This is a genomic window from Chloroflexota bacterium, from assembly GCA_009840625.1.
Taxonomy (GTDB): Bacteria; Chloroflexota; UBA11872; order UBA11872; family VXNJ01; genus VXNJ01.
On sequence record VXNJ01000001.1, the window covers coordinates 374,126 to 392,640 of the forward strand.

Genomic DNA, 18,515 nt, shown 5'->3' on the forward strand with positions numbered 1-18,515 from the left:
AGCGTGGAATTATAAGAATGCGGTTCGTCCCGGTCCGGATCCGGACCCCGGCCGATCGAGCCGTGGCATTAGCGCGGCGACCGCTGCACCCTCGACGCCTGCTCCGGGCGCGGCCACCAGCCTGGCGACCTTCCCGCCTTGCGGGCCGTAGATATCGGGATCGGTCGCGGTGTAGATCACGACTCCGCGCGATCCGACCGCCGCCCCCAGGTGCGCAATCGCCGAATCGTTGGCCAAGAAGCGACCGGCCAACGCCAGCAGCGCGCCGATTTCGGCGAATTCAAGCCGCCGGGAAAGGTCAAGCAGCGGGCCGCCGCTGAGCCCCACGCGGACCGCTCCGACCGCATCCTGATCGTTCGCGTCGCCGACCAGTACCGGCAAAACGCCGGCATCGTCGCGCAGGCGCCTTGCCACCCGGACGAATCCATCCGGTGCCCAGCGCTTGTCAAGCCGGCGGGCGCCGGGATTTACACCGCCGCCGGGGGCCAGCACCAAGCAGCCTGACGGGGGGTTCATTTCGGCCAGCAAGCCCCTGGCCTTCGCGCTTGCGGCGGCGGGCGGGCGAAACCAGGTATCGGGCCTGACGACCGGCAGACCGATCCGGCGCACCACGTCCAGATAGATTTCACCTTCGTGGCGCGCCGGCGGGACCGGGGTCCGGTAGTTGAGGGCGAACCCGCGCCCATCGCTGTCGAGCCCGGCTCGCACGCCGATGCCGGCCAGCCAGGGCAACAGGGCCATAAGGGGAGACCGATCGAGCACGATCGCAGCGTCAAACCTGCGCGCCCGGATTCGATTGGCGGTCCGGACGTATTGGCGCAGAGTGTAAGCCCCCGGGGTCCCCACCGGACCGCACACAATCAGGCTATCGACGCTGGGACTGCCGGCGGCGGCGGGCCTGGCCCAGTCCCCTACCAGGTGCGAAATCTCGGCGTCCGGGAACCCCTTCCGCAGCGATGCCAGGGCGGCTCCCGCCAGGAGTACGTCACCCAGGCTGCCGGGCTTGATCACCAGGACCCGGCGCGGCGCCGAGATTGCCGAATCTTCGGCCGAAGGGAAGCCGGCCGCCAGTGCCCGGCAGGCCGCGCTGACTAACCCGTCGCGTGCCGACCCCGCCAAGGGGACCGCCTCAATCGCCCCCGGGTGCGTCAATCAGGCCGAACGTCAGCCGGCCTGAAACCGCCAGCTCGCCGTCGGCGAAGAGCTCGCCGCGGCCGCGCCCCATGCGGCTGCGCAGGCGCTCGACCCGAACCCTAATCTCCAGGCGGGCGCCAGGAGCGACGATGCGCCGGAACCGGAGTTCGTCGATGCCGGCGAATACCGCCAGTTTGCCTGCGTTGGCCGGAGCCGACATCGCCAGGCAGGCCCCGGTCTGGGCCAGAGCCTCGACCATGATCACCCCCGGCAGGATCGGGTTTCCGGGGAAGTGGCCCTCGAAGAAATCCTCGTCGCCGCGCACCGTGTATTCGGCCACGGCCAGCTCGCCCGGCACCAGTTCCAGAAGGTGGTCGATGAACAGGAAAGGCGGGCGCTGCGGGATCAGTTCGGTCACCGCCGGCAAACCGTCCGCGGTTCGGGATTCAGGCATCGTCGCGGACCAGGGCGGCAAGCTGGTGCGAGGGCTCGCGTAAATGGTCGCGATAAAGCGCCCTGAAGACTCCGTAGTAATCGCGGTAGCTCTCCACCCGGCCGGTGTCGGGTTCGAACAGTTCGGAATAACCGACGCACGCGTCCACGGCCGTCTGAACGTCGGAGTGGCCCCCGCCGGCGACCGCCCCCAGGATCGCCGCGCCGAAGGCCGGCCCCTCCTCGGATGCGGTCCGCTGCACCGGCAGACCGAACACGTCGGCCATCGTCTGAACCCAGAAGTCAGACCGCGCCCCGCCGCCGGTGGCGATCACCCGATCGGCACGGACCCCCAGGTCGGAAATCAGGTGCAGGCAGTCGGCCATGGCGAAGGTGACGCCTTCTATGACCGCTCGGGCCACGTGCCCGACCGAGTGCCGCAGGGTGACCCCGACCAGCGCGCCGCGCGCGTCAGGGTCCAGGTGCGGCGTGCGCTCCCCGGTCAGGTACGGGAGAAACACCAGCCCCTCCGCACCCGGCGGCGCGTCCGCGGCGGCGGCGGTCAGCAGGTCGTAGGGGTCGCCCTCGCCGACGACCCTCGCCCCGGAGGCGGGATCGAGGAGCAGGTCGCGCAGCCAGCGCAGCGACATGCCGGCCGAAAGTATCACGCCCATGTAGTGAAACGCGTCCGGGACCGAATGACACATCGTGTGGATCCTGCCGCCGGGGTCGGCGACCGGTCGGTCGGCATGGGCGAAAACCACTCCGCTGGTCCCGATGCTGGCCGAGACGATGCCTTCGCGCACGATCCCGGTTCCGATCGCGGCGGCCGAGTTGTCGCCCCCGCCGGCGGCGATCGGCGTCCCCTCCGGCAGTCCCAGTTCGGCGGCTGCGGCGGCGTTGATCCCGCCGGTGTCCTGCGGTCCCTCGAAGACTTCCGGCAACCAGTGGGCGGGAATCTGAAAGGCGTCCAGCAACTGGTCCGACCAACGTCGGCGAGCCACGTCCAAGAGCAGCACCCCGGAGGCATCGGCGGCGTCGGTCGCGCGCCGACCGCTCATGCGCAGGCGGACGAAGTCCTTGGGGAGCAGGACCGATTCGATTCGGGCGTAGTTTTCGGGTTCGTTGTCGCGCAGCCAGAGGATCTTCGGGGCCTGGAATCCGGTGATTGCGGGACTCAGGGCGATTCCCATGAGTTGATCGCCGGCAAGATCCTGCATGGCCGCGGTCTGGACGGCGGTGCGTTGATCGTTCCAAAGCAACGCGGGACGGATGACCTGCTCGCCCTCGTCGAGGAAAACCGATCCGTGCATCTGCCCGGTCAGACCAACGCCTCGAACTTCCCGCAGATCGATCTTGCCTCCCAGCTCGGCGACCGCCAGCTTGACCGCCCTCCACCATTCCTCGGGGTCCTGTTCGGTCCAGCCCGGGCGCGGGGTGGACAGTGCGTGCTCGCCCGATCCCGACGCCAGAATGGTGCCGGATTCGTCGATCGCAATTGCCCGCGAACCCTGGGTGCCAACGTCAATCCCCAGATACATGGTCGCCCTTCAAATCTCCGGCTGCGCGCACCGCAAGGCGGCGTACCGGCTGTTCTTCGCCCTCATAATTTTGGAGTTTGACCTCACGTCCCGCGACCAGACATCGAGTTTTTCCCTGTCCCACGCCCCGCTGCCGCCCAAGTTGCTGGCGCTCGACGTCGACGGGACCCTGATCGCAAGTGGCGGCGAACTCAGCCAGCGGACCATCGACGCGGTGCGTGCGGCGGCGGCGGCCGGCGTCCGGATTGTCATCGCCACCGGCCGGCGCTGGCGCACGGCCCAGATGGTCCTGGAGCCCCTCGGGGCGGGGGACTTCCTGATCCAGAGCTCGGGGGCGGTCGTGCGGGACTTGGATCCGGACCGCCGTGGACGGATCGTATACCGCAAATACATCCCCAGAGAGGTGGCGGTTGGCGTTTGCCGGGTTGCCCTGGACCTGGGATTGATCCCGGTCTGGTACGACACTCCCGAACGGACCAGGCAGCTCTACGTATTCGGACAGGTCGCGGCCAGTCCGCAACTGCAGATCTACTCTCGCCCCAATCCGGGGGCGTTCGTCGAAAAGGACAGCTTCGCGGGGCTTGGGCCGGCTTTGGAGATCGTCTGCTTCGGCGAGCCGGACGGGCTGGCCGAACTGCAAAGGCGAATCGACGGGTTGCCGCCGGGCAACGCGCGGGCGATGACCTGGAGCAGCCCCCGGTACCGGGGATCGGTGCTGGAAGTGGTGCACTCGGGAACGTCCAAGGGCGCCGCCCTGAGTTGGCTCTGCGCGAAGTTGGGCGTGGCGGCAGAACACGTCGCGGCGATCGGGGATGACGTAAACGACATCGAAATGCTGCGCTGGTCCGGGACCGCGATCGCCGTCGAAGGCGCCGGATCGGCGGTCGTTAGCGAGGCATCGCACCGCATTGCCGGGCCCGCGAAGCACGGCGTCGCGAGACTGATTGAAGGATGGCTGGAAGGCCCTGGTCCGCTCCTAGAATCGACCGGCCCGACCGCCGACGTGGCTCAACGGTAGAGCGGGGCTTTCGTAAAGCTCAGGTTGTGGGTTCGATTCCCACCGTCGGCTCCGGCAAGTCTCCCGGCCGGCACCCAACCCGCGGGAACCCTCACGCCAATTCCACGAGGAGTTTGCCGCGGGATGTGCCACCCTCCAGCGCGCGGTGGGCGGCGGCGGCTTCATCCAGGCCGTAAACCCCGCCGATATTGACTTTCAACCGGCCTTCGCGGTAGAGATCGAACAACTTGCCCACGCGATCGGTGAGCGCAGCCCGGTCGCGGACGTAGAGGAACGAGACCCCGGTCGTAAGGAATACCGTGCCGCGGCCCAGCAATCCGGTGTCGAAGGCGGTCGCCAGGCCGCCGGCGTGCCCGCCCGATTTGTATCCGTAGAGGATGCAGCGGCCGCGGCGGCGGCAGGATGCAATCGAGCCGGGCAGCGTCGAGTTGCCGATTCCGTCCAGGACTACATCGACGCCGCCGTCACTGGCGGCTCGGACCCGGGCGTCCCAGTCGTTGGAGTGATAGTCGATGGCGCAATCAACACCTAGTTCGTCGAGGAAGCCAAACTTTTCCGGCGAAGCGGTGGCGATGATCCTTTTGGCGCCGGCCAGGCGCGCCAACTGCACGGCCAGATGCCCGACCCCGCCGGCGCCCGAGTGCACCAGCACCGATTCGCCAGGCTCGATGCCGGCGATTGGGAATACCAGGGCGTGGGCGGTGATCCCCTGGAGCATCAGCGCCACCGCGACTTTGGGGTCGAAACCGTCCGGGACCAGGATCGCTCGCGCGGCCGGTATCGCCGCCAGTTCGGCGCAGCTGCTGGGTGTGCCGGGCAGCCACCAGACGACCCGGTCGCCAACTGCAAACCCCTCAGCGAGTCCGCCGGTTTGAACCACCCTGCCGCTTCCTTCAGTGCCCAATATCATCGGCACCGGGGTACCCCGTTCGCCGCGCCGGTGATCGATGTCGGAAAAATTCAGGCCGGCCAGCTCGACCCGGACCAGCAGTTGGTCTTCGGCCGGCTCGGGAGGGGCCACATCAGCGATTTCGAGAACCTCTGGTCCGCCATGAGTCCTGGCCATCAATGCGCGCATCTGGCTTCTCCCTGCTAGCTTCGGAACACCGGGTGGGCAATGGTAATTGGCGACCGCCCGCGGTGGCCGGCAGCCCGGTTAAAGTGATTGCCGGGACCCGGCGCTGCACCCTTGGCACCGGCCGCCGGAACGGCAGCCAGGCAGCCGGCGTTGTACTTAGCCAGATTGCAGGAAATTGGCATGACCGAAAAAGGCTGGGCCGTGATTCTGGGAGTCTCTTCGGGATTCGGCGCCGCGGTTGCGCGACAACTGGCCGGCGACGGGTTTTCCATCTTCGGATTCCACCTGGACCGCCGCTCCACCATGCCCAAGGTCGATGCCCTAAAAGCTGAAATAGCCGGACTGGGCGTGCGGGCGGAATTCACCAATGCAAATGCCGCCGACGCGGAAGTCATGGAAGAAGCGGTGGCCGCGATGCGCGAAGTGGTCGGGAGCCGGGGTTTGGGAAGCGTGCGCATTCTGCTGCATTCGCTGGCGTTCGGCAATCTCCTCCCCTACTTTCCCGACGAGAACGACCGGTCGGTGTCAAAGCGCCAGCTGGAGATGACGTTCGACGTGATGGCCCACAGCCTCATCTACTGGACCCGGGCACTGATCCAAAGCCGGCTGATGGCTCGGGGCGGGCGGGTATTTGCCATGACGTCGGCCGGGAGCACCCGAATCTGGCCGCATTACGGTGCGGTGGGGCCGGTCAAGGCGGCGCTGGAGGCGCACGTAAAGCGCCTCGCCTTCGAATGCGGCCCGCACGGGATCACCGTGAACGCCATTCGGGCCGGAGTCACCCACACCCCCGCGCTTGAGAAGATTCGCGGCTACGAGGAATTGATGCAGCGGTCGGCGGCCCTGAACCCCGGCGGTCGCCTGACGACTCCGGAGGACGTGGCCGAGGCAATCTCGCTGCTCTGCGATCAGCGCGCGCACTGGATCACCGGCAACGTGATCGGTGTTGACGGCGGCGAAGACCTTATGGGCTAGGTCGCAGCCAGGGACCGTACCGGCAAGCGGGGCCCGGGTCAACCGCGCGGGCTTCCCGGCAGTCGATGCGAATCTGGTCGACTAGTTCCCTGGGCCCGGCGAACTTGGTCTCGGGTCGCAGGAACCGCTCCAAATAAACCCGCATTCGGCGACCTTCCAGCCGGCCGTCGAAATCAAACAGGTGCACCTCGAGTAAACGTCGGTCACCGCCGAAGGTGGGTCGCACCCCGATGTTGGCCACACCGGCCCGAAGCGCGTTCTCGTCCGCCAGCAGGGCCGAGACGGCGTAAACGCCGTCCGGCGGCAACTGCAATTTCCGGTCCGGGGTCAGGTTGGCAGTCGGAAATCCAAGTTCGGTCCCTCGGCCAGCCCCGCTTTCTACGCGCGCGGCCAGGCTGTGCCGGCGGCCGCTGATGGCGCCGGCCCCGGCCAGGTCGCCGGACCCGATGCGTGCGCGAAGGTTCGCCGTGCTGAACGCTTGCCCGTTGCTGGCGATGGGAACCGTCCGTACGGCTACGTCCAACCGGGCGCAAATGTCCTTGATCTCGGGAATTCCGGCCGCCCGCCGGCGACCGATGCGGGTGTTGGCGCCGGCTACCAGCATTCGCATGCCGGCCGCGGCCAGCTGGCCTAGGAATTCGTCGGCCGAAAGACCGGCCAGATCCCGGTTGAATTCCTGCAGTTTGACGTGATCTAAACCAAGGCGGGCGAGCAGCTCGCCGCGGTCGTCGACCGAATTGATTCCCAGTGGAGCCGAATCGGGATCCAGCACCGCGAGCGGATGCGGATCCAATGCGATCGCCATGCTCTCCAGCCGGTTTTCGCGGGCCCGGTCGCGCAGCACGCCGAGCAATTGGCGGTGGCCCTTGTGAACGCCATCGAATTTGCCGATCGAAATCGCCAGTTCGCGGCCCTCTGGAATCGGGTCGGTCTTGGCCCAGATCGCGGTCATTGCCCGATTTCCGCGGCGGGCGTCAACACCCTTCTCGGGCGCAGGAGGTTATCTGCCGCCACCTCGCCGATCCCCAGGAATCGGCCATCCGCCGCGTAGACCCGGCGAGGTCCCGCCGTCTCGGCGACCGGCGCGAATGCACCGTGGACGAACCCCCGCGCCGAATCTGCGCCCAGCAGCAATGCCGGAATGTGAAGGGCGACCTCGTCCGGGGAATGACCGATATCGGCAAGCTGGCCCGCGCGGGCCAGCGATTCGGCCTGCGCCAGCGGGACCGCCGACGCGGCGGCAAACGGTCCGACCCGTGATCTGAGGAGTCCGACCAGCACGGCGCCGCTGCCTACCGAACGGCCCAGATCGCGCGCCAGGGCACGTATGTAGGTCCCTGTCCCGCACACGACCTCCAGCGCGGCGACCAGCCTGCCGCGGCCGCCGAGTCCCGCCAACCGCCCCGTTGATGCCATTTCGCGGGAATCCCAATAGGCGAATTCGATCGCCCTGAGCCGGTGAATGGTCACCGATCGGGCCGGGACGTCCACGTTTTCCCCGGCCCGTGCGCGGCTGTAAGCGCGCCGACCGCCGACGCGGACCGCCGAATAGCGCGGGGGAGTCTGGCTGATGGGCCCGCGGAACAGCCGCAGGGCATCGCGCACACGCCACGGGGCCGGAATCGACGACCCCGAATCGACTATCTCGCCGCCCAGGTCGCAGGTCGCGCTGGTGGCGCCGAACAGCACCGCCGCCAGGTAGGTCTTCGACCCGGCGTGCAGGTGCTCGGTCATGCGGGTGGCCGGGCCGACCAGGATGGGCAGCACGCCCTCAGCCAGCGGGTCCAGGGTCCCGCCGTGCCCAATGCGCGCAAAACCGCCGGCGCGTTTGAGAGAGCGAACGACGTGGGTGGACGTAATCCCGCGCGGCTTGTACACGGGAACAACGAAGCTCCCCACCGCAGCCGACTCAACCATCTCCCGGTTCGGAATCGGATTCAAGCTGGGCCAGCAGTTCGACGGTGTCCATTCCCTCCCAGTAGCCGCGGTCCGGTCGAAAGTCCAGCATCGGAACCAGCTTTATGCGCATGACCTGGCCGACCCGGTGACGCAGGAATCCGGCCGCGTTGCTCACGGTAGCCTGCAGGCGCTGCCCGTCGGCCATGGAACCCGGCGCACCGTAGAGCACCCGCGCGTGCTTCAGGTCCCCGGAAACCGTCACTCTGGTAATGATCAACTGCTGCAAACGGGGGTCGCTGACTTCGTGGGCCAGAATCTGGCCCAATTCGCGAGCCAGTTGGGCGGCAATTTTCTGCGGTCGGTAAGACATTTGCCGCCCGGTTACCGATTAACCCGGCAGTTGTTCCTCTTCGTGGAACGCCTCGATGACGTCACCGATCCGTACCACGCGCCGGAGATTTGCCGAAAGGCCGCATTCGAACCCGGCCGCGACCGAATTGACCCGGTCCTGGAACCGCTGCAGCGCAGAAATCCGTCCGGTCTGAATCAGCTCTTCTTCGCGGAAATGCCGGACCTGGGCGCCGTCGGCCATCTGTCCCTCGGTGACCATTCCGCCGAAGATCTTGAGCGAACGCTCGGTCCTGAATACCCCGCGCACTTCCAGGCGGCCGTCGATGATCTCGACCAACTCCGGCTGCAGGCGGCCGGCCAGGGTCTTCTCGACATCCTCGATCAGCTCGTAAATGATCGAGTATTGCCGGATCTGGACCCCGTTCTGGTCGGCCAGGGCACCCGCGTTGGCGCTCGCCTGGACGCCGAATCCGAGCACGATCGCCGAAGCGGCGGTGGCCAGGTTGATGTCGTTTTCGGTGATTGCGCCCACGCCCTGGAACACCACGTTCACCCGCACCAGTTCGGTCGAGAGCGACTCCACTGCCTGGACCGTCGCCTGGGCGGCACCCTCGGTTTCGGCCTTGATCACCAGGTCGACCTGCTGCACCCTGCCCTGTGACAGTTGTTGGGCAAGTTGTTCGAGGCTCAGCTGGTTGGCCAGGGAATTGCGCGCCTGGGCGCGCGCCTGGGCGCCGCGCCGCACCTGGGCGATGCCTCGCGCCTGCTTGTCGCTCTCGACGGCGTAGAGGGTTTGGCCGGGAACCGGTATCTCCTTCAGGCCCACGACCTCGACGGCCATCGATGCAGACGCGCTGCGAACCCGGTTGCCGCGCGGGTCGACCAGTACCCGTACTTTGCCGGCGCTGGCGTCGAGCACGAATGGATCGCCCACGCTGAGAACCCCGCCGGTGATAAGGACCGTAGCAACCGGACCCAGCGAACGGTCGAGGCGGGTTTCAAGGACGGTCGCCCGCGCCGGACCGGTCAATCGCGCTTGCGGGGGATCCAGGTCGGCAGTAAGCAGGACCAGCTCCAGCAACTCTTCGACGCCCTGTCCGGTGAGCGCCGACACCTCTACGCTGGTTACGTCGCCGCCGAGCTGCTCGACCTGCAGGCCGGCGTCGGCCAGCGCCGCCAGGGTCCGCATGACGTTGGCCGCCTCCAGGTCGATCTTGTTCACGGCGACGATGATCTTGACGTCGGCGGCCAGGGCGTGACCGATTGCGTCCCGGGTCTCGGGCATGACCCCGTCATCGGCGGCCACTACCAGCACAACGATGTCGGTTACGCCGGCGCCGCGGGCCCGCATCTGGGTGAACGCGGCGTGACCGGGGGTGTCGATGAACGTGAGCGAGCGGCCGTCGACTTCAACCTGGTAGGCGCCGATGCTCTGCGTGATTCCGCCGGCTTCCTGGTTGGCCACATCGGTTTTGCGGATGGTGTCCAGCAAAGTCGTCTTGCCGTGGTCGACGTGCCCCATCACGGTAACCACCGCGGGACGCGCGCCGCGTTCGCCGTCCGGCTCGGGGATGTCGTCTTCGCGGTCCTCTTCCGGATCGGGCGCCGATTCGGCCAGCTCGGCTTCGACGCCAAGGTCGGCCAGCATGAGGCTGGCGGTCTCGAAATCCAGCGGGGCATTCAGGTTGGCGGAGATTCCCTGCTTGAAAAGCTCTCCGATCAATTCGGCACCGGACATGTTGATCTGCCCGGCCAAATCGGAAACCGTGATCGAATCGGGGATGGCGACCTTGTCAGGCCGCTCGGGCGCCGCGGCGGCGGCGACCTCGGTGCGTTCGGCGGCGACCGGGGCCGGGCTGCGCGGCGGCGGGCGGCGTCTTCCCGGCGGGCGGCGCCGGGCGCGGCGGCGGGCCATTCAGGTCCTAGCTACCGGCTGCGCCGGTGGCGGACGGCGGTGTTGGAAGCCGTTCAAGCCTCGCCGCGTTCCAATGCTTCGCCGGCGGGGCCGGCCAGGGCATCCTGGTCATCCGGCGCTTCCTGCTCGTCCAGGTCGCTGAGATCCTGGCCCAGGATTTCGGCCAGGTCTTCAAGGTCTTCGTCACCGAGCAGGATCGCCGGATCAGGGGCGGCTTCGGAACGCAGCTTGTCGGGCTGGGCGGCGTCGCGGATATTTATCCGCCAGCCGGTCAGGCGCGCCGCCAGGCGCGAGTTCTGGCCCTCGCGGCCGATGGCCAGCGAGACCATGTCCGACGCCACCTGGACATCGGCGAGGTTCTGTTCGGGGTCGATCACCACGCGCATCGACCGCGCCGGCGAGAGGGCGTTGGCCACGTAGGTCGCCGGGTCCTCGGAGAACTGGACGATTTCAACCTTTTCGGGCACCAGGTCGCGGACGATGTTTTGAATGCGCGAGCCGCGAATCCCCACGCACGTGCCGATCGGATCGAGCCCTTCCTGCATGGCCTGCACCGCGACCTTGGAGCGAACTCCCGCGTCGCGGGCGATGTTGACCACGCTGACCACCCCGTTGTTGATTTCCGGAACCTCGCGTTCAAACAACTTGCGCACGAAATCCGGATGGCGGCGCGAGACCAGGAGCTGCGGTCCGCGACCCACCTCGCGCACCTCCAGCAGGAGCACCCGCAACCAGGAATTGGGACGGAGTCTCTCGCTGGAAATCTGCTCGGAAGGCGGCAGCAGCGCCTCGGCGCGCCCGAATTCCAGGATGGCGCCGCGGTTTTCGATCCGCACGATCTTGCCGACCATCAACTCGCTGACGTGGTCGGTGTAAAGGTCCCGCACCAACATGCGTTCGGCCTCGCGCAAGGTATCGCGCATCGCCTGGCCGGCTTTTTGCGCCGCGATGCGCGAAAACCCGGTCGGCGTGACATCCACCCGCACCACGCCGCCAACGTCGGCCGACGGATCCAGTTCGCGGGCGCCGGCAACGGCAATTTCCGTGTCGGGATCCGAAACCCGGGAAACCACCGTCTTGTTCGCGAAGACGGTAAACGAACCCTCGGTGTCAACCTCGGCGTAGATGTCCTCAAGCGAACCGGGCAGATCGATGTAGGCCGATTCAACCGCGACCCGAACCGCCTCGATCACGTCACCGATGGTCAGTCCCTTGTCAGCGGCGATCTGCGCGGCGGCGAGTTCGAACTCGCTTTTCACCGTCCAGACCTCCGTCAGCTATTCGGTTGGGCCTCCACAACTTGGGCCAAAAACAACTTAAGTGGGCTTGTCAAAAGCCCACTCCAAGGTCGTTCCAGCCTGTTGCCCGTGCTGTGCAAAAGTATATCCGCTTCCGGGGCCGGCCTCCGGTCCCGAAGAGCCATGTTATGTAAACCGGAAGAGGGCCGCGGCTAGGGCACCAAACGGTCCTCCGGGTCAAAAAGAACCCAGCGGTCCTCATGCGCCCGCAGCGGAATCACGTCGCCGGCAGCGGCGCCGGCCCAATTGGGCAGCAGCGCGCTGCATTCGCGACCGTGGCTGCGCCCGGTCACCAGCGCGGCGCGCTGCTCTGGCCGCGGTTGCACCGATTCGGCTTCCAACAGGACCAGGGCGTCCTCGACGGCGCACACTTCGAGTTCGTCTGGGTGGACGCCGACGGTGACGGATTCGCCTTCAAGGATCGAGAGCCGGGTCCGACCGAGCGGTACCCGCGACTGCCCCAGCCGGACCGAGCCGTCGGCCACGCGCGCCGGAAACAGGTTCATCGGAGGCTGGCCGACGAACCCGGCCACCAGGGTGTTGGCCGGATAGCGCCGCAGCGCCCCGTAGGGGCCGCGCTGGATGATCCGACCGCCAACCATCACCGCGATCTCGTCTCCGATCGCGGCCGCTTCGCGCTGGTCGTGGGTCACGTAAAGGGCCGTGGTGCCGAACCGGCGCAGCAGGCGCTTGGTCTCGATCCGAACCTTGGCGCGCGACCCGGCATCGAGGTTGGCGAGCGGCTCGTCGAATAGGAACATCGCCGGGTCGCGGATGACGCAACGCGCGATCGCGACCCGCTGTTGTTCACCGCCGGAGAGTTCGCCCGGCTTGCGATCAAGGAGTTCATCGAACCCCGGGCCCATGATTTCGCAGGCCCTGAGAATGCGTTCGGGGATCTCCTGTCGACGCCGGTGCATTTGGAAAAAAAACGAGACGATTCCCCCGCTCGGCATGTGTGGATAGAGGGCATATTCCTGGAAAACGACCGCCACGTCGCGGTCCCGCGGCGGCAACTCCGTGACTTCACGCTCGCCGAACCAGATGTTGCCGGCGGTGGGGCTGACGAGTCCCGCCAGGGCCCTTATGAGGGTGGTCTTACCGCAGCCCGACGGCCCGATCAGGGCCAGCGTGCGGCCGTCCGGAATCTGCAGGTCAACATGATCCAGTGCCACTACCTGACCGGCCTCGATCCGCGGTCCGGGCTCGTCCGACGGCGACCCCTGGCCGGAGGCCTGGAAGCGCACGGTCAGATCGCGGGCGAGGAGTTCAGCCACGCCGGTTCACCGCCGCGAAGCTAGTACGTCCGCCCCTGGACCCGCTCGATCAACATGCGGGTGCTGAGCTGCCCGCAGATGGCCAACGCCGTGGGTGCGGCCAGAAAGATCAAAAAATTGAGCACCAGCGAGACCGCGATCGCCATCAGGGTGACCATCAGCATCGCGATCGTGACCGAGAAACTTGAAACTGCGAGTACGGCTGCATTGCGAAAGGTCTGCACGATCGAGCAGTCCAATTGAGTCAGCGCCGGCATCAGGAAGGGCTGTAGCAGAAACCAGAAGATCACCGGATAAGTGACCATCACCGCCACCACCTGGGTGATCAGTTCCCCCTGGTTCCAATAAAAGAAGAAGGCCAGAACCAGGGCGTAAAAAGCGCAAATATCGATCGTGGCGATCGCCCAGCCCCGCCAGAAGTAGGTCCTAAACGACTGAATGAATCCCCGCCAGCTGGGATCCTGGTGCTGGTCGTGCAGTTTCCAGGTGACGTCGTAAAGCGCCGCGGTAGCGGGACCGGCGGCGGCCATGGTAACCGCTGTAAGCAGAGGCAGGCCCAGCAATTCGAGCGGATGGAAACTGGTCTCGCGGACCGCTTCGGCAAAGTCCGGATTGCCCAACGCGTTAAGCAGAAGAGCGGCCAGCAATATGAACCACGGCAACATGAACAGCAGCCAGGGCAAGTGGGCCCGCAGCGCCAGCGCCAGCAGGTCGTAGTAAAGAATTCCGAGGCCGATCCAGAGATTGCGAAAAGGAACGAAGAATTCCATATTGCTCGGATTTTGTTAAGCGGCCTCGGGCTGGGCTGCCCGGACGGGTCAGCGGAGACCGTCCCGGCAACGGCGGATTCATTCTAGAGACGCTCCGGAACCTGGGAATCTCGTGCGCTCCAAACCGCTGCTGCTGATCATCCTCCTCTGTTCGCTGGCGGTGGTGGTCTTCCTGGCCTCGCGACCGCTCGAGGACGAGGGCGGTTACCCCTCGCTTTCGCGCAGCGGTCTTGATCTGCGGCGCCTAGACCAGAAGCTGGAACCGGTCAACCGGGCAATTGCCGAATCGCGGTTGACCGGCCAATCGCAACCGGTCCTGCTGCAAATCTCCGAGCCCGAGATGTTCAGCAAATACGCCGACTGGTCGCAACCCGGCTTGGCATTGCTCGGGATTTCCGGCGGCGAGGCCTATCTGGGAGACGACGGCATCGATTTCCGCGGGAGATTGCACATCCTCGGGGTGGATTTCGAATACGCGGTCAAGACCCGATTGCGGATCGAGGACGAAGAACGCCAGGTGGCGATTGACAGCGCGCGCCTGGGGGCGTTGGCGGCCCCGGGCTGGTTTCGCGATCTGACGGTGGAAGCGATAAAAGCAACGGTCGACGCCGGCCTGCCGCGAATCCCGATCGAAACCAAGACGTTGATCATTTCCGATCAGGAAATGGTCATCTCGGGGGTTACGCGCGGAATCTGACCCGACCCAGATTCCGGTCCATTTCAGGTCAGGGCCAGGGCCTGATTTCGGCGCCGGCGCCTTCGACCAGGATGCGCAGCGTGTCCATTACGTCGGATAGCGCCGAGCCTCCCGACTCGCGCCGCACGATCACGTCGACCGGCAGGCCGACGTGGCGCGACCCCAGAGCCACATAGGCTTTCAGGTACGAATTGCTATGGCGATCCATCACCAGCCCCAGGATGGGCGAGACCTGCGATTCGAACATCGTCACCAGGACCCGCGCAGACTCCGTCCGCCCGCCGAACCAGCGGGCCGCAAGAGATCCCAGGGCGTTTTCCCACAGCCACTGCATCTCGCTGGGTGGGCCCGGCATGCATGCCAGAACCGTTTCGTCAACGCGGATCGCAAAGCCCGGCGCCCAGCCGGGTCCGTTCTCGAATACCGTCGAGCCGGACGGAACCGCTGACATCTTGTAGAGGTGCGGCGGCAACGGATCCGATTCGCCAAGCTCGCGGCGGCGCCGATAGCTGGCGATTACCGCGGGATGCTGGATGACCTCGACACCGGCCACCGCGGCGGCTACTTCCACCGTCAGGTCATCTGGAGTCGGGCCGAGACCGCCGGTGGCCAGCACCAGGCTCGCGCGACGGTGAATTGCATCGCGCCAGACGTTTTCCAGCAGCCCGGGGTCGTCGGCTACGGCGGTTATCCGTTCAACCCGCGCGCCGGCCTCGGTAAGGCGCTGGGCCAGCCAGGAGGAATTGGTGTCCTGGATTCGTCCGATCACGACCTCAGTCCCGATCGCCAGGACTTCCGCCGGGGCCGCCGGATCAGCAATCCTGATCCCGGTTTCGGTCAAGGTTCAAGCTCCTGGCGCTGGGCGGACGGGAACGCATGCGGCGTGGTCGCCGTCCCTGAGGCCGAGTCCTCTATCAGTCCCGACACGTAGAGTCGGATCGCCTCCGGGTAAGCCAGCAACACCTGGGCGCCGTTTTCGCTGGTGGACGGTTCGACCATGCCCAGCTCGTAATCAATGACCCCCGACGTGATTTCCCCGGGTGGTACGTCGAGAATCAGCTTGGTCAACGACGGCAGCGAAAAAAGCGGGAAGTCGGTCTCGAAGGTGGACGCCAGCCGACCGGCCAGCGCCGGGCCCTGCACGATGAGATTGGGAGTGACAAACTGCTCGCGAACGGCGCGCAGGAACTGCTGCTGCCGCTGAACCCGTCCGAAATCGCCGTCCTGGTAGCGGGTGCGCACAAATTTCAGCGCGGTCGCCCCGTCGAGGTGATGTTCGCCCTGTTCCAGGTAAAAGTGCTCGTATCGCGAATCGTCGGCGGCCGGGAAGGTCTGGTCGCGAATCGCCTTTTCCACGTAGATGTCGATTCCTCCAAAAAAGTCCACCAGTTCGACGAACCCCGGAAATTCGACCGCGAGATAGTAGTCAACGGGTTGATCCAGGAGGCGGCCGACCTCGCGCTTTAAGCCCTCGGGGCCGTGCAGATCCTTGACCGCGTTGATGCGGACCGGCTCGTCGGTGCAGTTGGCCACGCAAATGTCGCGCGGAACCGACACCGCGATCGCGGTGTCGGTCTCGGGATCCACCCGCAGCCAGATCATCGTGTCGGTGCGTCCCGAAGGGTCGTCACCGCGGCGGTCGATTCCCAGTATCAGGGCCGAGAACGGCTGGTCGTCAGGCCAATCCGGAACCAGCGCGCCCGGATCGGGGATCGAGGCCGGAATCTCGGCCAGCCAGTCGGGCGGAAGGGCCTCGATCCGCGACAGGGCCGGGGCTACCGGCACCGCCGGGGCGGCATCCTGAACTGCCGCGGGATCGGACGCGCGGGGTTCGGGCGTAAAAAGCCAGGCCGCAAAGACCGCCAGCATGGTGACCGCGAGCACGGGCAGGGTCCAGGAAATCCGTCTCAAGGCCGGACCGGGGGGCCGACCGGGTATCACCGGAGGTCGGTTGGGCATCATCGGCGCACCGGCATTGCGCTCGCCGGGCGGGTGGACATCCGGGCCCGATGCCCCGATCCAACACGCGGAAGACTATCGTCTTTCAGAAACCAGCGTCCGCAGGAGGAATCGAATTGGGTTCCGAAAACCGGCCAGATCGCTCGATTGCGGTGGTGGGCAGCATCAACACCGACCTGGTTTTGCAACTCCCGCGCCTGCCGTTGCCGGGCGAAACCGTCCTCACCGAATCGGCGCTTCAGATATTTGGCGGCGGCAAGGGGGCCAACCAGGCAATCGCCGCGGCCCGCCTGGGGGTTCCGGTAAGCATGGTTGGGGCGGTCGGCGCGGACCAGTTCGGCGGTGATCGAGTCTCCCAGCTGGCGGGCGAGGGAATCGACGTGGAAAACGTAGCCCGCGTCGCCGACCGATCCTCGGGGGTGGCGCTCATCACGATCGATGAGGAAGGTCAAAACTGCATCGCCCTGGCGGCCGGCGCCAACCAGAGCGTCACGCCCCTCCATACCGCCTGTGCCGCGGTCGAGAATGCATCGCTGGTTATGGCAGTCGTGGAAATCCCGACCCCGCCGATAGCGGCCGCCTTCACTACCGCCCGCCGCGCGGGCGCCATTACTCTGCTCAACGCCGCTCCTCCGGGCCGCCTGTCGTGCGAAGTCCTTTCGCTGGCCGACTACCTGGTGGTCAACGAGACCGAGGCCGGCGCGCTGGTCGGAGAGCCGGCGCCAGATCACCGGCAGGCCCCGCAGCTGGCCGATCGATTGGCCGAACTTTGCGGGCGCGCCGCGGTCATCACGCTCGGGTCCGGCGGCCTCTGCGCCAGCGACGGAGCGGATCGGATTCGGCTCCCGGCGTTCGCGACCACGGTGGTTGACACCACCGCGGCCGGTGACGCCTTCTGCGGCGCACTCGCGGTCGGGTTGTTGGAGCGGATGGGGTTCGCCCAGGCGCTTCGGTTCGCCAGCGCCGCCGGCGCAGCGGCCTGTCGGCAACTGGGGGCGTCCTCTTCGCTGCCCGATCGAACCACGGTGAATCAAATCCTTGACTCCTGAGGCCCGTCGAACCTAGCCGGAAGTGGCCCCGCTGGTCGCGTACGCCTGGCGTCGTCGTCGCGCCATCACCATATCGGCCGCCAAGAGGGTCGCGTTCAGCATGCTGGTTTCCTCGGCGCGATTTTCGCCAGCGCGCCCGTAGGCGGTGCCGTGGTCGACCGAAGTCCGGATTACCGGCGTGCCCAAGGTCACGTTGACCCCGTTGTGGATTCCCAGCATCTTCACCGCAATGTGCCCCTGGTCGTGGTACATTGCCACGACGCCGTCGTATTCGCCCTGGGAAGCCCGCGCAAACACCGTATCCGGGGGCATCGGGCCGAGCGCGTCGATTCCGTCCCTTCGGGCGCGGTGCACCGCCGGTTCCACCTGCTCGGAGTCCTCCATGCCGAACAGGTTGCCGGGTTCGGCATGTGGATTGAGGCCGGCAACCGCAATCTGGGGCGAGTCGATCCCCATGTCCTGCAGGGCCTGCTGGAAGATCCCGATCACCTCGACAATGCGGTCCGTCTTGACCAGGGTGACGGCCTCGGCCAAGCCGACATGGGTGGAGACGTGAATAACGCGCAGTTTCCCCGCCACCAGCATCATGCGTGAAGTCCTGGCGCCCGAGAATTCCTGGACTATTTCGGTATGCCCGGGATAGTCGTAGCCGGCCATTTTCATGGCCAGCTTGTGCAGCGGCGAAGTGGCCATGGCGTCCAATCGGCCGGCCGCGCAGAGTTTTACCGCTTCGATGACCGCGGTGACGGCAGCCTCGCCGCCGGCGGCCGTGACTTCCTTAAACGGCAGTTCGCGGTGGTCCCGGTGCCAGATGTCCAGAGTGTCTACGGTCCCGCGCTCGAATCGGGCATCACTAGCGTCCGCGATCGTACGCACCGCAAGGTCGATCCCACAGATTTCGAGGATTCGCTCCAGGGCCGAAGCGCTGCCGATCGCAATCGGCTGGAGCCGCTCGTAGATGGAGTCATGCAGCAATGCCTTGGCCACCACCTCGGGCCCAACGCCGGTCGGGTCGCCGAGGGTCAGTCCGATGATCGGCGGCTGGGATTGGTCAGACATGGATCGCGGTCAGCTTCCGGGTTCGAGCGGTATCGGACCCGGGCGCCGTCGGCCGGGACCTCG

18 protein-coding genes and 1 tRNA gene are annotated in these 18,515 nt (G+C 66.5%); 5 read left to right on the forward strand and 14 right to left on the reverse strand.

The genetic code is table 11. The features are described from left to right. Positions 1–9 precede the first annotated feature (9 nt). From F4X41_01625 to xylB, 3 genes are read right to left on the reverse strand one after another with little or no spacing between them, the layout of a single operon-like run. Positions 10–1,152 carry a glycosyltransferase family 9 protein gene (locus F4X41_01625; protein ID MYB15724.1) on the reverse strand — a complete coding sequence of 381 codons (1,143 nt, stop codon included), beginning with the start codon at positions 1,150–1,152 and terminating at the stop codon, positions 10–12. Continuing rightward, positions 1,130–1,588: a 3-hydroxyacyl-ACP dehydratase FabZ gene (gene fabZ / locus F4X41_01630; protein MYB15725.1), complete on the reverse strand. Its 459-nt coding sequence runs from the start codon at positions 1,586–1,588 to the stop codon at positions 1,130–1,132. The genes F4X41_01625 and fabZ overlap by 23 nt, the downstream gene beginning before the upstream one ends. Continuing rightward, the gene (gene xylB, locus F4X41_01635; GenBank protein ID MYB15726.1) at positions 1,581–3,107 is read right to left on the reverse strand and encodes a xylulokinase; all 1,527 of its coding nucleotides are present in this window, start codon (positions 3,105–3,107) and stop codon (positions 1,581–1,583) included. The genes fabZ and xylB overlap by 8 nt, the downstream gene beginning before the upstream one ends. Here xylB and F4X41_01640 point away from each other — a divergent pair. Further along, positions 3,040–4,125, forward strand: coding sequence for an HAD family phosphatase (locus F4X41_01640; GenBank protein ID MYB15727.1), 1,086 nt, complete (start codon positions 3,040–3,042; stop codon positions 4,123–4,125). The genes xylB and F4X41_01640 overlap by 68 nt on opposite strands. After that, positions 4,105–4,176 (forward strand) — tRNA-Thr (locus F4X41_01645). The genes F4X41_01640 and F4X41_01645 overlap by 21 nt, the downstream gene beginning before the upstream one ends. A 40-nt stretch (positions 4,177–4,216) precedes the next feature. Here the strand turns inward: F4X41_01645 and F4X41_01650 are convergent. Beyond that, on the reverse strand, positions 4,217–5,203 hold the full coding sequence (locus F4X41_01650; GenBank protein MYB15728.1) for a quinone oxidoreductase: 987 nt from the start codon (positions 5,201–5,203) through the stop codon (positions 4,217–4,219). 180 nt (positions 5,204–5,383) lie between these two features. On the opposite strand from F4X41_01650, the gene F4X41_01655 reads away from it, so the two are divergent. Beyond that, the gene (locus F4X41_01655; protein ID MYB15729.1) at positions 5,384–6,178 is read left to right on the forward strand and encodes an SDR family oxidoreductase; all 795 of its coding nucleotides are present in this window, start codon (positions 5,384–5,386) and stop codon (positions 6,176–6,178) included. Here F4X41_01655 and F4X41_01660 read toward each other — a convergent pair. The 7 genes from F4X41_01660 to F4X41_01690 all read right to left on the reverse strand — a co-directional run bounded on the left by F4X41_01660 (position 6,168) and on the right by F4X41_01690 (position 13,688). Next, complete coding sequence (locus F4X41_01660) at positions 6,168–7,130, reverse strand: bifunctional riboflavin kinase/FMN adenylyltransferase (protein MYB15730.1); 963 nt, start codon at positions 7,128–7,130, stop codon at positions 6,168–6,170. The genes F4X41_01655 and F4X41_01660 overlap by 11 nt on opposite strands. Further along, positions 7,127–8,095 carry a tRNA pseudouridine(55) synthase TruB gene (gene truB / locus F4X41_01665; protein MYB15731.1) on the reverse strand — a complete coding sequence of 323 codons (969 nt, stop codon included), beginning with the start codon at positions 8,093–8,095 and terminating at the stop codon, positions 7,127–7,129. Before truB ends, F4X41_01660 begins: the two co-directional genes overlap by 4 nt. Continuing rightward, positions 8,088–8,447, reverse strand: coding sequence for a 30S ribosome-binding factor RbfA (gene rbfA, locus F4X41_01670; protein MYB15732.1), 360 nt, complete (start codon positions 8,445–8,447; stop codon positions 8,088–8,090). The genes truB and rbfA overlap by 8 nt, the downstream gene beginning before the upstream one ends. Positions 8,448–8,465: 18 nt before the next feature. Continuing rightward, complete coding sequence (locus F4X41_01675; GenBank protein MYB15733.1) at positions 8,466–10,343, reverse strand: translation initiation factor IF-2; 1,878 nt, start codon at positions 10,341–10,343, stop codon at positions 8,466–8,468. A gap of 53 nt (positions 10,344–10,396) precedes the next feature. After that, positions 10,397–11,602, reverse strand: coding sequence for a transcription termination/antitermination protein NusA (gene nusA, locus F4X41_01680; protein ID MYB15734.1), 1,206 nt, complete (start codon positions 11,600–11,602; stop codon positions 10,397–10,399). Positions 11,603–11,793: 191 nt separating this feature from the next. Continuing rightward, positions 11,794–12,918, reverse strand: a complete 1,125-nt coding sequence (locus tag F4X41_01685; protein ID MYB15735.1) for an ABC transporter ATP-binding protein — start codon at positions 12,916–12,918, stop codon at positions 11,794–11,796. A 20-nt stretch (positions 12,919–12,938) separates the two neighbouring features. Continuing rightward, positions 12,939–13,688: a DUF624 domain-containing protein gene (locus F4X41_01690; protein ID MYB15736.1), complete on the reverse strand. Its 750-nt coding sequence runs from the start codon at positions 13,686–13,688 to the stop codon at positions 12,939–12,941. Positions 13,689–13,800: 112 nt separating this feature from the next. Between F4X41_01690 and F4X41_01695 the strand changes: the two genes are divergently transcribed. Then, a complete protein-coding gene (locus tag F4X41_01695; protein MYB15737.1) occupies positions 13,801–14,385 on the forward strand; it encodes a hypothetical protein in 585 nt (194 codons plus the stop codon). Between the two features lie 28 nt (positions 14,386–14,413). On the opposite strand, the gene F4X41_01700 is transcribed toward F4X41_01695, so the two are convergent. Both F4X41_01700 and F4X41_01705 read right to left on the reverse strand, forming a co-directional pair. Then, the gene (locus F4X41_01700; protein ID MYB15738.1) at positions 14,414–15,226 is read right to left on the reverse strand and encodes a competence/damage-inducible protein A; all 813 of its coding nucleotides are present in this window, start codon (positions 15,224–15,226) and stop codon (positions 14,414–14,416) included. Next, the gene (locus F4X41_01705; GenBank protein MYB15739.1) at positions 15,223–16,347 is read right to left on the reverse strand and encodes a LytR family transcriptional regulator; all 1,125 of its coding nucleotides are present in this window, start codon (positions 16,345–16,347) and stop codon (positions 15,223–15,225) included. The genes F4X41_01700 and F4X41_01705 overlap by 4 nt, the downstream gene beginning before the upstream one ends. A 47-nt stretch (positions 16,348–16,394) precedes the next feature. Between F4X41_01705 and F4X41_01710 the strand changes: the two genes are divergently transcribed. Then, entirely contained in the window at positions 16,395–17,393 is a 999-nt protein-coding gene (locus tag F4X41_01710; protein ID MYB15740.1) for a ribokinase, read from the forward strand. Between the two features lie 12 nt (positions 17,394–17,405). Here the strand turns inward: F4X41_01710 and pdxA are convergent, their stop codons facing one another. Beyond that, entirely contained in the window at positions 17,406–18,452 is a 1,047-nt protein-coding gene (pdxA, locus tag F4X41_01715; GenBank protein ID MYB15741.1) for a 4-hydroxythreonine-4-phosphate dehydrogenase PdxA, read from the reverse strand. Positions 18,453–18,515 lie beyond the last annotated feature (63 nt).